This window comes from Novosphingobium sp. GW821-FHT09E05 (assembly GCF_059416165.1).
Genome location: NZ_JBWKOQ010000001.1, coordinates 935,128 through 948,667, shown reverse-complemented (window position 1 = coordinate 948,667; position 13,540 = coordinate 935,128). Strand labels below are relative to the sequence as shown.

13 protein-coding genes and 1 tRNA gene are annotated in these 13,540 nt (G+C 64.9%); 10 read left to right on the top strand and 4 right to left on the bottom strand.

The genetic code is table 11. The features are described 5' to 3' along the window. Positions 1–46: 46 nt before the first annotated feature. Positions 47–823 (bottom strand): TlyA family RNA methyltransferase, encoded by a 777-nt coding sequence (locus AC07M9_RS04370; RefSeq protein ID WP_494881621.1) that lies wholly within the window; start codon positions 821–823, stop codon positions 47–49. Positions 824–872: 49 nt separating this feature from the next. Between AC07M9_RS04370 and AC07M9_RS04365 the strand changes: the two genes are divergently transcribed. Both AC07M9_RS04365 and AC07M9_RS04360 read left to right on the top strand, forming a co-directional pair. Then, positions 873–1,430, top strand: a complete 558-nt coding sequence (locus tag AC07M9_RS04365; protein WP_494881619.1) for a hypothetical protein — start codon at positions 873–875, stop codon at positions 1,428–1,430. 675 nt (positions 1,431–2,105) lie between these two features. After that, on the top strand, positions 2,106–3,206 hold the full coding sequence (locus AC07M9_RS04360; protein WP_494881618.1) for a branched-chain amino acid aminotransferase: 1,101 nt from the start codon (positions 2,106–2,108) through the stop codon (positions 3,204–3,206). A 238-nt stretch (positions 3,207–3,444) separates the two neighbouring features. Here AC07M9_RS04360 and AC07M9_RS04355 read toward each other — a convergent pair whose 3' ends face one another. After that, positions 3,445–4,047 (bottom strand): DUF7700 domain-containing protein, encoded by a 603-nt coding sequence (locus AC07M9_RS04355; protein WP_494881617.1) that lies wholly within the window; start codon positions 4,045–4,047, stop codon positions 3,445–3,447. Between the two features lie 216 nt (positions 4,048–4,263). Here AC07M9_RS04355 and yghU point away from each other — a divergent pair, with 216 nt between their 5' ends. The 4 genes from yghU to AC07M9_RS04335 all read left to right on the top strand — a co-directional run bounded on the left by yghU (position 4,264) and on the right by AC07M9_RS04335 (position 7,336). Next, a complete protein-coding gene (gene yghU, locus AC07M9_RS04350) occupies positions 4,264–5,112 on the top strand; it encodes a glutathione-dependent disulfide-bond oxidoreductase (protein WP_494881616.1) in 849 nt (282 codons plus the stop codon). A gap of 108 nt (positions 5,113–5,220) precedes the next feature. Continuing rightward, positions 5,221–5,295, top strand: a tRNA-Gln gene (locus tag AC07M9_RS04345). 128 nt (positions 5,296–5,423) lie between these two features. Beyond that, positions 5,424–6,803, top strand: a complete 1,380-nt coding sequence (locus AC07M9_RS04340) for a tyrosine-type recombinase/integrase (RefSeq protein WP_494881614.1) — start codon at positions 5,424–5,426, stop codon at positions 6,801–6,803. Between the two features lie 245 nt (positions 6,804–7,048). Beyond that, a complete protein-coding gene (locus AC07M9_RS04335) occupies positions 7,049–7,336 on the top strand; it encodes a TPM domain-containing protein (RefSeq protein ID WP_494883886.1) in 288 nt (95 codons plus the stop codon). Here AC07M9_RS04335 and AC07M9_RS04330 read toward each other — a convergent pair. Beyond that, positions 7,326–7,838, bottom strand: a complete 513-nt coding sequence (locus AC07M9_RS04330; RefSeq protein ID WP_494881612.1) for a TetR/AcrR family transcriptional regulator — start codon at positions 7,836–7,838, stop codon at positions 7,326–7,328. The genes AC07M9_RS04335 and AC07M9_RS04330 overlap by 11 nt on opposite strands. A gap of 162 nt (positions 7,839–8,000) precedes the next feature. Between AC07M9_RS04330 and AC07M9_RS04325 the strand changes: the two genes are divergently transcribed. From AC07M9_RS04325 to AC07M9_RS04315, 3 genes are all read left to right on the top strand, one after another. Continuing rightward, positions 8,001–8,924: an SDR family oxidoreductase gene (locus AC07M9_RS04325; protein WP_494881610.1), complete on the top strand. Its 924-nt coding sequence runs from the start codon at positions 8,001–8,003 to the stop codon at positions 8,922–8,924. 56 nt (positions 8,925–8,980) lie between these two features. Then, positions 8,981–10,108 carry a metallophosphoesterase gene (locus tag AC07M9_RS04320; RefSeq protein ID WP_494881608.1) on the top strand — a complete coding sequence of 376 codons (1,128 nt, stop codon included), beginning with the start codon at positions 8,981–8,983 and terminating at the stop codon, positions 10,106–10,108. A 445-nt stretch (positions 10,109–10,553) separates the two neighbouring features. Beyond that, positions 10,554–11,711 (top strand): extracellular catalytic domain type 1 short-chain-length polyhydroxyalkanoate depolymerase, encoded by a 1,158-nt coding sequence (locus AC07M9_RS04315; RefSeq protein WP_494881606.1) that lies wholly within the window; start codon positions 10,554–10,556, stop codon positions 11,709–11,711. A 28-nt stretch (positions 11,712–11,739) separates the two neighbouring features. Here AC07M9_RS04315 and AC07M9_RS04310 read toward each other — a convergent pair whose 3' ends face one another. Then, positions 11,740–12,585 carry an N-formylglutamate amidohydrolase gene (locus AC07M9_RS04310; RefSeq protein WP_494881604.1) on the bottom strand — a complete coding sequence of 282 codons (846 nt, stop codon included), beginning with the start codon at positions 12,583–12,585 and terminating at the stop codon, positions 11,740–11,742. Positions 12,586–12,599: 14 nt separating this feature from the next. Here AC07M9_RS04310 and AC07M9_RS04305 point away from each other — a divergent pair, with 14 nt between their 5' ends. Continuing rightward, on the top strand, positions 12,600–13,538 hold the full coding sequence (locus AC07M9_RS04305; RefSeq protein ID WP_494881602.1) for a transglutaminase family protein: 939 nt from the start codon (positions 12,600–12,602) through the stop codon (positions 13,536–13,538). Positions 13,539–13,540 lie beyond the last annotated feature (2 nt).

Here is a 13,540-nt window from a genome sequence, read left to right as displayed (position 1 = left end):
CGGTTTGTGGAGCGCGCCGCGCGCGGGCGCAATCGCTTGCGGCCGCTTACCCTTCACGTTGTGCCGAAACGAGAAACTCGATGTTTCCTTCCGGCCCCTTGATCGGGCTTTCGACGATCCCCTGGATCACCCAGCCCCCGCCTTCGAGCCAGTCGCGCACTTCACCGCAGACCCGCCCGTGGAGGACGGGATCGCGCACGACGCCGCCCTTGCCCACTTCGCCGCGCCCGACCTCGAACTGGGGTTTGATGAGCGCGATGAGACGGCAGCGCGGCGCGGCGAGGCGCAGCGGCACCTCCAGCACCTTGGCGAGGCCGATGAAGCTGGCGTCGCAGACCACCCAGTCGCAGGGGGCGTCGATCTCGGTCGGCGTCAGGATGCGGGCGCTCGTCTGCTCCAGCACGGTGACGCGCGGATCGTTCCGCAGTTTCCACGCGAGCTGGTTGGTGCCCGAATCGACCGCGAAGACCCGTTCCGCCCCGTGGGTCAGCAGCACGTCGGTGAAGCCTCCCGTCGAACTGCCGATATCCATCGCCGTCGCGCCCGAGGGATCGAGCCCGAAGTGCGCGATCGCGTGCGCCAGCTTGATCCCGCCGCGCGAGACCCAGGGATGGTCGCGCCCGCGCACGTCGAGCGGCGCGTCGCCGCGCAGGCTCTGGCCCGGCTTGGCGATCTTGGTCTCGCCCGAGAACACGAGGCCCGCCAGCACCAGCGCCTGCGCGCGGGTGCGGCTCTCGACGAGGCCCCGGTCGACCAGCAGCTGATCGACCCGCGCCTTGGCGGGCTTCTTTTCGACGGAACGGGGCACGGATGGGTCGGTCATGGGGCAGTGTACACTTGAGATGGGCGGCGCGTCATTCCATACCGGGGCCATGAAGGCAAATCCGCGCGTCCGCGCCATCGTTTCCCGCTTCCCCTCCACGGCGGCCCTCTCCTCCTCGCTCCTGGCGGGACTACTGGCCGGCTGCGTGCCGCCGCCGCCGTCGATGCCCACGCCGACGCCCAGCGCGCTCCCCGCTCCGCCGCAGCGCCCCGCGCCCACGCCGACGCTCTCCGCCGACTGGCGCGACGCCCCGATCACGCCGGGCGACTGGACTTACGCAGCCACCGCCGGCGGCTCCATGGCCAGCTTCGGCGGCGGCGTGTTCAGCATGCGCTGCAATCCGCAGGCCCGCATCGTCACCCTGACCCGCGCAGCCGGGCCCCGCGCGGTTCCTGTCTCGATCGGCGTGACCACCTCGAACACCAGCCGCGCGCTGGCCGGCACCGCCACTTCCGCGGGGATCGAGGCGAGCCTGCCCGCCCGCGACCCCCTGCTCGATTCCATGGCGCTGAGCCGGGGCCGCTTCGTCATCGCGGTGGCGGGCGAGCCGACGCTTTATGTGCCGAGCTGGACGGAAGTGACCCGCGTGGTCGAGGACTGCCGCTGACCCCGACGTCCCCCGCTTGATCGGGGACGCTTGCCAGGCCGCGCGGCCTCTCGGCGAGGGGCCTTCTCAAGGGTCATCGGCGGTCCCCGCGTTCGCGCGGACGACGGCGATTCTGGACTGTGGAAAAATCTGACGGGACGGTCCGCCACCGGACCCGAAACCCGCCGCAAAGCTGGGTAAAAGCCGGCCGGAAGCGAAGATCATGACGCCAAAAAAAATGATTGCAAGACTTGTTGTGCGATGCGGAATGAGCCACATTTTTCTCAGGACGACGGGACCCGGGAAACGCGCCCGGGGGTTACCGAAGTCCTCGCCGCTTCAGTGCGGCACTTGGCTCAACAGCGCGAAAGGAGGTGATCCGATGTCTCATGGTTCAGCAGAGAGGTCGGCAATTCCCGTCGCGGAGCATTATCGCTATTCCTGACTAGCGATAAAGGCTTCGCTGGCGGCACTTCCCGGCCGCTGACCATGCGAAGGGCCGTACCGGAATTCCGGTGCGGCCCTTCTCATTTGGACAGCGCCCCCTGCTCTCCTCCCCGTTTCGAGGAGGATTTGCCTCTTCCGATCGTCATGCTAGACCTGAGGGTCTGAGAAGCAATGTTGCTTTAGGGTTGCGATCCACGACATTTTCGTTCAACGGCGCATCCTGATCGCAGTTTATAGGAAGTTCGTTCGATGGCGAGTCTCGCCGATACCGGCCTGTCTTTCACCGCCCTGGCCCACCCCGCCCCGACCAGCGCCGAAGCGCGCGGCGCCGTACTCGCCAACCCGGGCTTCGGCACCAATTTCACCGACCACATGGTGACGATCGAGTGGACCGAGGGGCAAGGCTGGCATGACGCGGTGATCGGCCCGCGCCAGCCCATCGCGCTCGACCCGGCAGCGGCCGTGCTGCACTACGCGCAGGAAATCTTCGAGGGACTGAAGGCCTACAAGCAGGCCGACGGATCGATCTCGCTGTTCCGTCCCGAGGCCAATGCCGCGCGCTTCAATCTCTCGGCCCAGCGCCTCGCCATGCCCGACCTGCCCGAGGCGCTGTTCGTCGAGGCCATCGAGCGGCTCGGGGCGCTCGACCGCGACTGGATTCCGGAAGGCGAAGGCAGCTCGCTCTACCTGCGCCCGTTCATGATCGCGACTGAGGCGTTCCTCGGCGTGCGACCGGCCAAGCAGTACAAGTTCATCGTCATCGCCAGCCCCGCCGGCAACTATTTCAAGTCGGGCGCGCCGGCCGTCTCGATCTGGGTGAGCGACTACACCCGCGCCGCGCCCGGCGGCACCGGCGCCGCCAAGTGCGGCGGCAACTACGCCGCCAGCCTCGTGCCCCAGGCCGAAGCGATCGCGCGCGGCCACGACCAGGTCGTCTTCCTCGACGCCGCCGAGCACAAGTGGATCGAGGAACTGGGCGGCATGAACCTCTACTTCGTGTTCGAGGACGGCACGCTGCTCACCCCGGCGCTGACCGGCACCATCCTGCCCGGCATCACCCGCGACAGCCTGCTGACGCTGGCGCGCGAGGAAGGGCTGAACGTCGTGGAGGGCCGCTACAGCCTCGACCAGTGGCGCGAAGACGCCGCCTCGGGCAAGCTGGTGGAGACATTCGCCTGCGGCACCGCCGCGGTGGTCACCCCGGTCGGCAAGGTGTCTGGCCGTGACGGCGAGTTCACCGTCGGCACCGGCGGCCCCGGCCAGCTGACCGGCAAGCTCAAGAACCGCCTCGTCGCCATCCAGCGCGGCGAAGCACCGGACGCCCACGGCTGGATCCGAAAGATCGGCTAAACGTCGTCCCGGACTTGATCCGGGACCGCTGGCAAGGCCGCGCCGGTTGGCGGCCGGGCAGCTGGATTACGACCCAACACCCCGTCATCCCCGCGCAGGCGGGGACCCCGCTTGTCTTTCGAGGACGCAAGGAATCGGGGCCCCGCCTGCGCGGGGGCGACGAGGTTTTTGGGATGGAGTAGTTTTTGAGATCGGGCAACGATCGCGGCACAGCGAACCGCCCAGCCCGCCAACGCCCCTAATACTCTCCCTCGCCCACGGTGTTGAACTGTGGGTGGAGGCGTTTCCATTCGTACATCCAGTCCATGCCTTCGCGGGCGCGTACCAGGTCGTCCTCGCGCGGCGCCAGCGCCAGCGTCGCCTCGCGCGCGACTTCGGGCAGGACCGAGGTGTCCCAGCCCTGCTGCTCGACTTCGTCGGCGAGCGCGCCCGCATCCGCCCGCCGCAGCATGACCGGCAGGCGCTCCCTCAGCGCGCCCGCCACCCAGGGGATCATCGGACCGTTGACGTCGGGGTCGTAGCCCCAGAGCACGTTGTGGCCCGGTCCGTTGAGGATGTAGTGGTAGTGCAGCACCTTGCCGAAGACGTCGAAGCGCAGGTACTCCTCGTCGCGCGCGGCGTTGAAGACGTGGATGCTGGGACCGCGCACCATGCGCTGGAGGCTGTCGCCCAGCGCCCGCGCCTCGACCGCGATCGAGACCAGCCCGGCATCGAACCAGCGCGCGTGGCGCTCGACCATCGGGATCAGCATGAACTTGTGGTGCTGGCCGCGGATGGTCTCCACGGTGCGGTTTCCCAAGGGCGCGGCGGGCGGCGGCGGGGCCAGCGAGGTGGCGGTCATGGGGCAAGTCTCCCGTTCTGCGGCCGGGGGCCCGGCTCTTTTACACGTCCCGATTGCACGCCCTGCCCACCTTCGAGTCAATGACGGGGGCTTGATCGAACGTCCAGACGGCGTGCCCCTCTTGCCATGCGAATAGCTCCCCGGCGGCCCTTGCCGGAGCACGGACGCCAACCTACCTGTGGGCGGCAATTCCCTCTCCCCAAGGAGCATCCCCGCATGGCCGATCCCACCTATACCCCGCCCAAGGTCTGGACCTGGGACAAGGCCAACGGCGGCCAGTTCGCCAACATCAACCGCCCGGTGTCCGGCGCCACGCACGAGAAGGACCTGCCGCGCGGGAAGCATCCCTTCCAGCTCCACTCGCTCGGCACGCCCAATGGCCAGAAGGTCACGATCCTGTTCGAGGAACTGCTGGCGGCGGGCCACGCCGGGGCCGAGTACGACGCTTGGCTGATCAATATCGGCGAGGGCGACCAGTTCTCCTCCGGGTTCGTCTCGGTCAACCCGAATTCCAAGATCCCCGCGCTGCTCGACTACTCTGGCGGCGAGCCGGTGCGCGTGTTCGAGTCGGGCGCGATCCTGTTCCACCTCGCCGAGAAGTTCGGGGCCTTTCTGCCGTCCAGCGGCCCGGCCCGCACCGAATGCATGTCGTGGCTGATGTGGCAGATGTCGACCGCGCCGCTGATCGGCGGCGGTTTCGGTCACTTCTACGCCTACGCGCCCGAGAAGTACGAGTACCCGATCAACCGCTACGCGATGGAAACCAAGCGCATCCTCGACGTCGCCGACAAGCGCCTGGGCGAAACCCGCTACCTCGCAGGCGATGACTACACGATTGCGGACATCGCCGCCTATGGCTGGTTCGGCGGTTTCGTGCGCGGCGATGCCTACGGCGACGCGGCGACCTTCCTCGACGTGCCGAGCTACACCAACCTCGTGCGCTGGGGCGAGGAACTCGGCGCGCGCGAGGGTGTCCGGCGCGGCCGCATCGTCAACCGCAAGGGCGAGGGCCTCGTCCCCGAACGCCACAGCGCGGCCGACATCGACGCGGTGCTGAAGGGCTGACCGGCCTTCCGGTGCTGGATAACTCGGTCCAAAGGGACTTTTCAGCGCCGGGATAAGCCGCTAAGCGGCGCCTCTCCCATGAGGCTGCGTGACGCGCGGCCGATCCGCTGGGGCGTCGCCAAGTGGTAAGGCACCGGTTTTTGGTACCGGCATTCGCAGGTTCGAATCCTGCCGCCCCAGCCAATATTTCGACCCATTTTGACCAACAACGTCTCAAGCGGTCGCAATAAAATATACTGTTTTCAATGACATATTTCGCATATGCTGTCCCACACCGGAGCCATTCCGATCAGGCAGTTTCAGGCGATCTGTTGGTCATCCTGTTGGTAAAAACAGGCTCGAAGGCAGCTAAAACGGCCCAGGCAAGGAACGGATCCGCGACAGCAGAGCCGAAGGTGCCGACCATGCTGACCGATCAATTGCTCACGACCCTCACCGCCCACGACAAGCCGATCAAGAAATCCGATGGCGGCGGCCTGCACATCGTCGTCATGCCCAACGGGAAAAAGCGCTGGCGCCTTGCCTACCGTTTCGACGGTAAGCAGAAGACCGTCGATGGCGGTGAATATCCGGCCGTGAGCCTTCACCGCGCACGCGTCTGGTGCGAAGAGATGAAAGAGCTCGTCGGCAAAGGCACCGATCCGATCGCGCATAAGAAAGAGGCGAAGTTTCAGGTCGCCGCCGACAAGACGACGTTCGCCATGCTGACCCGAGAATGGATCGAAGCGCGCCGGCCGGCCTGGTCACCGCGCTATGCCCGGCTTATCGAGGGACGTCTCAGGAGCGATATCCTCCCCATCATTGGCGACAAGCCCGTGCGCTCCATCCTGCCGCGCACGATGCTCGAAGCCTTGCGCGTCATCGAAGCGCGCGGCTCGTACGAGATGGCGCACCGCATCAAGAATCACTGCAGCGAGATCTTCCGCTTCGGCATTCCGGACGGCCGCTGCGAAAGTGATCCCTGCCGCGATCTGTCTGCCGCGATGATCAAGCCAGCGCCGGTGCGTCACCGCGCCAAGGTCGAAATCAAGGACCTTCCGGAATTCTTCGCGCGGCTCAACGCGGATGAAGGATCGCGCCTGAGCCATCTTGCTTTGCGATGGACGATCCTCACGATGGTGCGCACCCAGGAGACCCGGTTCGCCCAGTGGACCGAATTCGAAGGCCTTGGGGGTGACGAACCCCTCTGGCGGATACCGCCCGAGCGCATGAAAATGCGCTCCGAGCATCTGGTGCCGCTCCCACCGCAGGCCGTCGATCTGCTACGCCAGATCCGCGATGCCAATCCATTTGGAAAAGCGGGCAACGAACGGCTCGGCAAGTTCCTCTTCCCCGTGGCGGGATCGCGGTCGGACGTCATCAGCGAAAACCGGATGCTCGATGTCATGTACCGTATGGGCCTTCGCGGAAAAGCCACGGTCCACGGTTTTCGGTCGCTTGGAAGTACAGTGCTCAACGAGTCGGGTCTGTTCATGCCGGACTGGATCGAGATGCAGCTGGCGCATATGCCGCGCGGCGTCAGAGGCGTTTATAATGCTGCCCGCTATCTCTCCCAGCGGCGCGACATGATGACGTGGTGGGCAAAGTACCTGGATGCCGCCGAAGAGGCGGCACCAATGGTTTTGGAGGGCTTCAAGGTCACCCAGCACAAGCAGGAAAAGACGCTCGCCTGGTTTCAGACGTCATGGTGACCGCAGACTTCGGAGATTCGCGACATAACCGCCAACAGCTAGCGATTAGAAAAGGAGGGACAAGTATCAGCCGCTGGGGCGTTCCCGAGGTGGACGGACGACCAAAATCCACATGATTGCCGACACGCTTGAGCGGCGCCCACACCGCCGGCTGGCAGACTGATTAAGCAACGCGAGCGCGCGGGTGCGCGCTGTCCTCACCCAACGCGCGCGGCGGACCTGCCCTGCCAGTGATCGTCGCCCGAATGGGACGAGACTGCGAAGGTGGATCGCTCGGAGCTCAAGCGGAACGCAAAGGGCGCATCGCCGTTTGCTATGGCCTGGAAAGGAACCTTCCCGACGAAGTGTGCCGCGAGATCATAAAGCGAGACATTCTGTCGCGCTTCAAGGCCTGTGACCTGCCCGGGGGTGTACAAGCAGGAGCCGATGCACTCCTCCATCGGCTCATGACGACGGCGACGCCCTATGCACGCGTGGGCAAGACGAGGGCGACGACACGCCGGCATCCGAAAACCGCTACGGCTAGCCCGTGACCCGTCGCAACGCGGCGAAAGCGGCCTTGCCGAATATCTCGGGGCCCGCGTCGTCTCCGGTCAACCAGACTTCCGTCGAGAGCTTGAGGATGCCGATCGCAGTCGCGGCGGTGACGCGGCAGTCGATGTCCGGCCGGGCAAGCCCCTTGCGATCGGCCAGCGCGTCGGCCAGCACGCGCTCGATCTTCTCGTACTTGGCCTGGTCGCCAGCGCTGAGCGCGGGCGTATCGTGGATCAGCCGGGCCAGATCGCGCGCCTGCGGTGACTGGAACCGGATCGCCACGTCGATCAGCGCGTTCTCCACCATGTCGAGTAACGGCTCGTCGGCAGGCCGCCGGCTGACCGCCTCGACGATGAGGTCTGGAAAATTCGCTTTGGCCGAAAAGACGATCTCTTCCTTGGACCCGAAATAGTGGAACAGGCTACGGCGCGAGACTCCGGCGGCTTCGGCGATTTCATCGAGCGTGGTTTCCTCGAATCCCCGCTCGATGAACAGGCGCATGGCCTCTGACTGGATACGAGCATGCGTCTGCGCCCGCTTGCGCCCACGCAGGCCGTTCGGCCTAGCTGATAAATTTTCCTGCACTTCTTGTATGTTTGCACCGAGTGCATAATTTTGCACCCAACGCCCTCCTGTGACTGCTCGCTGCGAAGGATAGCAAATATGGCGAACTGGACCACCAAGGACATTCCCGAACAGTCCGGCAGGCTGGCGATCATCACCGGCGCCGCTGGCGGGCTCGGCCTGGAGACGGCTCTGGCACTGGCGGGCGCTGGCGCCGAGGTCATCCTCGTCGGTCGCAATCCGGACAAGGGCCGAACCGCACAAGCGCTCATCCGCGGCCGCCACCCCGGCGCCTCGGTCCGGTTCGAAATTGCCGATCTTGCCAGCCTCGCCTCGGTGGAAGCGTTCGCCGAGCGTATGCTGGCGGCGGGACGCCCGATCAATATTCTCGTAAACAATGCAGGCATCATGGCGCTCCCCACCCGTGAGACCACCGCCGATGGGTTCGAGATGCAATTGGGCACCAACTATCTCTCGCACTTCGCCCTGACCGCGCGGCTGCTGCCGCTGCTGATCGCCGCCAAGGCGCGCGTCGTGCAGCTTGCCAGCATCGCGCACCGCCGCGGGGCGATCAGGCTGGGCGATCTGCAATACGAGCGAGGCTACAAGCCCTGGCCGGTTTATTCGCAAACCAAGCTGGCAATGCTGATGTTCGCGCTGGAGCTTGACCGGCGCAGCAAGGCCAACGGCTGGGGATTAAACAGCGTCGCAGCGCATCCCGGCGCCGCGAACACCGATCTGATCGCCAACGGTCCGGCCGCGGGCAACGGCGGCCTCGTGCCGTGGCTCGGCAGGCTGGCGCTAGGCGTGATCGGCCATTCGGCCGCGCAAGGCGCGCTGCCGCAACTGATGGCGGCGACCATGCCTGGGGTGACCGGCGGCGAGTATTTCGGGCCACAGGGCTGGAAGGAACTGAAAGGCCCGCCGGGGCCCGGCAGGATCGAACCGCAGGCCCTTGATGCCCAGGTTGCCGCGAAGCTGTGGACCGCTTCGGAAAGACTGACCGGCATCGCGTTCGGCTAAGCGGCGCCTTGTTCGCCCCACTGCATCCATTCCCCGCATAGGAAGACTAGCCAGCGATGTTCCATCTGGTGTTTGCGTTACCCTGGTTTTACGTCGTGACCCGCACTCTGGTCCCCCTTCCCTTACCGATCGCTCTCAAGATTGCGATCGCCCTCGTCCTGCTAGTCGCTTCCCAGTTCCATTTCTGGAGCCGTCTTTCGTCGGGCTCGGTGTTCGCCCCCGAATTCCCGAGGCCGCTGGTGATCCTGTTCAACTGGGTCTTCGGCGCGATCGTCCTGCTCGCCGCGTTCCAGATCGCGCTCGATTTGGCCGGGCTTGTCGCGATGCTCGCCGGGATCGCACCGGGTGTCTGGAGCGAGGCACGGTATGGCATCGCCATCGCTGCCTTCACCCTCGCCGCTTTCGGCGTGGGCCAGGCCAGCCGGGTTCCACCGTTGAAGGACGTGACGATAGCCATTCCGAACCTACCCGCCGCGTTCGAAGGCTATACGCTCGTGCAACTGACCGATCTGCACATCAGCCGGCTGTTTCCCGCACCCTGGACCCGCGCCGTGGTCGATGCCGTGAATCGTCTTGCCGTCGACGTGATCGTCGTGACGGGCGACGCGATCGATGGCAGCGTCGCCCACCGGCGAAAGGACGTCGAACCCCTACGCGATTTGCGGGCTGCCGACGGCGTCTGGCTGATCCCCGGCAATCATGAATACCTCTCCGGGTATGACGCATGGATGTCACATTTGGCCTCGCTCGGCATGCATGTGCTTGCGAACGCGCATACGGTTATCGCGCGCGGTGGCGCCGAACTGGTTCTGGCGGGCGTCACCGACCCCTCCGCGCGCGGCGCCGGCAAGCCGCTTCCCGATTTGTCCAAGGCACTGGCCGGACGCCCCCGGAACGCACCGATCGTGCTGCTGGACCACGAACCGCGAAGGGCACGCGAGGCGGCTGGAGAAGGCGTGGCGCTCCAACTGTCGGGCCATACCCATGGCGGGATGGTCTCCGGGCTCGACCGTCTAGTCGCGCGCGCGAATGGCGGTTTCGTTTCGGGCCTGTATGCGGTCGGCCGCATGACTCTTTACGTCAACAACGGGACCGGCATCTGGCCCGGCTTCGCCCTGCGGCTGGGCAAGCCCTCCGAACTTACGCGCATCACCCTGCGGCGAGCCGAAACTCACCGTCTTTAGGTATCTGTCGACCCTTATGAGACGCTCAGCGGCAGATTTTCCGTTCACAGGAACAGTCCGTCCGCTTTCCCATTTCGGAACCTTCAGGTCAGTCAGGTGACCGGCGGGCTTAGTCCGAACATCTCGGATAGCGGCTTCAGGATATTCAGGACTGTGACCTAAAATCGAATGGTCCGAGGCGCCTCCGGATTTCTCGTGTGGATAACCCGCAAGCAAAAAAAGCTAACCTCGCGCGAACTGATCGAAGCTCTGGCGCGAAAAATGCCTCGGACGCGAACCAGAATATGGAGAAGCCGAGCCTCTCAGGACGGCCGCACAAACGTGTTAACCCAGATCAATGCCGTCTCAACGAACGTTGAAGTTGATGCCCGTACCACCAATTATTGTGCAGTGCAGCAAAATCGGCATGTGCACCTGATAGCGGCCCTGACCCAAAGGAATTGGCATGCGAAAGGTATCCGATACGATTAATCGGCTTGCAGCCCTGCGCGCGGCTGGATCCGCAAATGTTTTTGCCGCGGCAAGCAGCAGGCTCACACCGCTGTCCGATTTTGGTCCAAACCCCGCGGCGTTGAGCGGATACGTTTACATACCCCAGACGCTGGAGGCGAACGCGGCGCTTGTCGTCGTCCTGCATGGCTGCACGCAGAATGCTGGTGGCTACGACATCGGTGCAGGATGGTCGGACATGGCGGACCGGCACGGATTTGCCCTTCTATTCCCTGAGCAGCAGCGTCAGAACAACCCTAATCTGTGCTTCAACTGGTTCTCGCGGATCAACAACCGGCGGAATATGGGCGAGGCGCATTCGATCCGTCAGATGGTTGCCGCCGTCACCGCGCGGTACGGACTGGACCCGGCCCGCGTGTTCGTGACCGGCCTGTCGGCGGGCGGAGCGATGACCTCGGTCATGCTCGCGGCCTACCCGGAGGTGTTCGCGGGGGGCGCGATCATCGCAGGCCTGCCCTACGGATGTGCAAATACGGTCCCGCAGGCATTCGACCGGATGCGCGGACACGGGATGCCGAGCGCCGTGGAGCTGACGGCACTGGTTCGCAGTGCTTCGGGCAACGAGGGACCGTGGCCCACGCTGTCGATCTGGCATGGCACCGCCGATGCAACTGTGAGCCATGACAACGCCCGGGCTATCATCGATCAGTGGCGCCCCCTGCACGCCGCGCGAACGGCGCCGGACCATATCGAGACTGTCCGTGGGCATGACCGGCGCGTGTGGACCGACGCGTCCGGTCGAGAAGTCATCGAGGAATACACCATCCGCGGCATGGGTCACGGCACTCCGTTGGACACGTTGGGCGAAGATGGCTGCGGAGCCAGCGGTGCCTACATGTTGGAAGCGAACATTTCCTCCACTCAGCGCATCTGCCGTTTTTGGGGACTGGCTCAAGAGGCCGAGAACGGGGCTGCCGGGGTTGCGAAGAAGCCTGCATCCTCCCCGTCAAAGCAGGAACCGGCTCACGACTCGATCGGCAAGGCGCCGATATTGGCATGCCGCCCCTTCGTCCATGACCTGCATGCCCACCACGCTGGCGGTGTGCGCAAGGTCATCGAAGATGCGCTGAGGAGCGCCGGGCTGATGGGATGATGGTCGCCCTCTTTCCAGGGGCTGCCGCTCACGCCCTATCTGCCAGTATGGGTCCATGCCCACAAGCGGGCGCCTCTTGCGCTAAGTTGTCACGCATCGACGATATTCCAGCGGCTCCTCTTGCTGCTTCAGCCAGACGCGTCGCCCATGCCTTTTGTCCAGGCAGGCCGCAAATAAGGTCTTGGCGGACCTCGATCTCGGCGTAGGGGAGGTTTCGCGGGAACGCGTGGAACGGAACAGTATAGTCGGTCTCATCCATGGCGTAAGGCTCGTTGTCGCCAACGGTCAGGTCTGCCTGCTCCGCAAGTGCATCTCGCAGTCCAAGGGCAAATTCCGTCCGTCCCGAACCGTGCAATACCCCGACGTCCCAAGGCCGGGTCACTCCGTCCATCTTCGGCGTGAAGCTGTGCAACGACAGTAGGATCGTCTCCTCGACGGAAGTGCGCCGAGTATCAAGGAGCGCTGCGATCGCGGCATGATAAGGTCTGTGGATCGCGGCGCTTCGGGCATCGCGCGCCCGATCACTTAGATGCCGATTTCCTGGAATGGGGGTGCCGTCGGAAACCTCCGGGATAGCGTCGGGCCTTGCGGGGAGGCGATTGCAGTCGATGACGAGGCGCGAGTAGGCCTGATGCACGAAAGGCGCATCCAGCAGGAGCGCCAACGCCCGACCGAGGCCTAGCACGCCGATGTCGATTGCTATGTGGCGCCTCAGATCATCGGGTTGCAAACCAAGAGATTGCAAGGGACGCGGAACTGCAGATCCTGCGTGGTCGCCGATAAGCAGGAACGGCGAGGTTCCTGCTGCGTTGAACAGACCAAACGGCGCCGGATCTTCCGAACCCAGCACGCTCTCTGCCGTGCGCCCGGTCACCAGGAAGTTCCTCGATGCCGCTGCTCACGATCCAACACACGACGCTGTATCGCTACCAACAACCTGTATCGCTTGGTGAACATCGGATCATGATGCGGCCGCGCGAGGCTTTTGACCAGCGATTGCTGTCTGCGCGCCTGATCATCGACCCCGAGCCCAGCGGATTGCGTTGGCTGCATGACGTCTTCGGCAATTCGGTCGCCGTCGCCTCGTTCGAGCGCCGCACCGCGCGCCTGACGATCACCAGCGAGAGCACGCTGGAGCATGCCCCGCTCGCCCAGACGGAAGTGGACGTCGAGGATTATGCCCGCCTGTTCCCCTTCACTTATTCGGCGGAAGACATGCCTGACCTGCTGCGCTCGATCGAGCGGCAGCACCTGGACGCGGGGCGGATCGTCGACAACTGGGCTCGCGCGTTCCTCAACGACAACGCAAGCACCGGGACTATTCCCCTGCTGACCGAGATGGCGACCAGCATCAAGCGCGATTTCACCTATGTTCCGCGTCATGAAAAAGGCACACAGTCGCCGCTCGAGACGCTGAAGAAGCGGCAGGGGACCTGCCGCGACTTCGCGGTGCTGATGATTGAGGCCGTGCGCGCGCTCGGCTTCGCGGCGCGGTTCGTTTCGGGCTACGTCTACAATCCGTCGCGGTCCGAGGGCGTGGTCGGCGGGGGCAATACCCATGCCTGGGTCCGCATCTTCCTCCCCGGCTCCGGCTGGGTCGAGTTCGATCCTACCAACGGCATCATCGGCAATCGCGGCCTCATCCGCGTCGCCGTGGCGCGCGATCCTTACCAGGCGTTGCCATTGTCCGGCACCTGGTTCGGCGTGCCTGCCAGCTTCCTCGGCATGGACGTGACCGTCGACGTCCACCGGGCCGATCCCGACCAGTTCCCCTCAACCGGCCATGGCGCCGTGAACAGCCGCCGCTCCGGCGCTTCAGGAAAGTGACA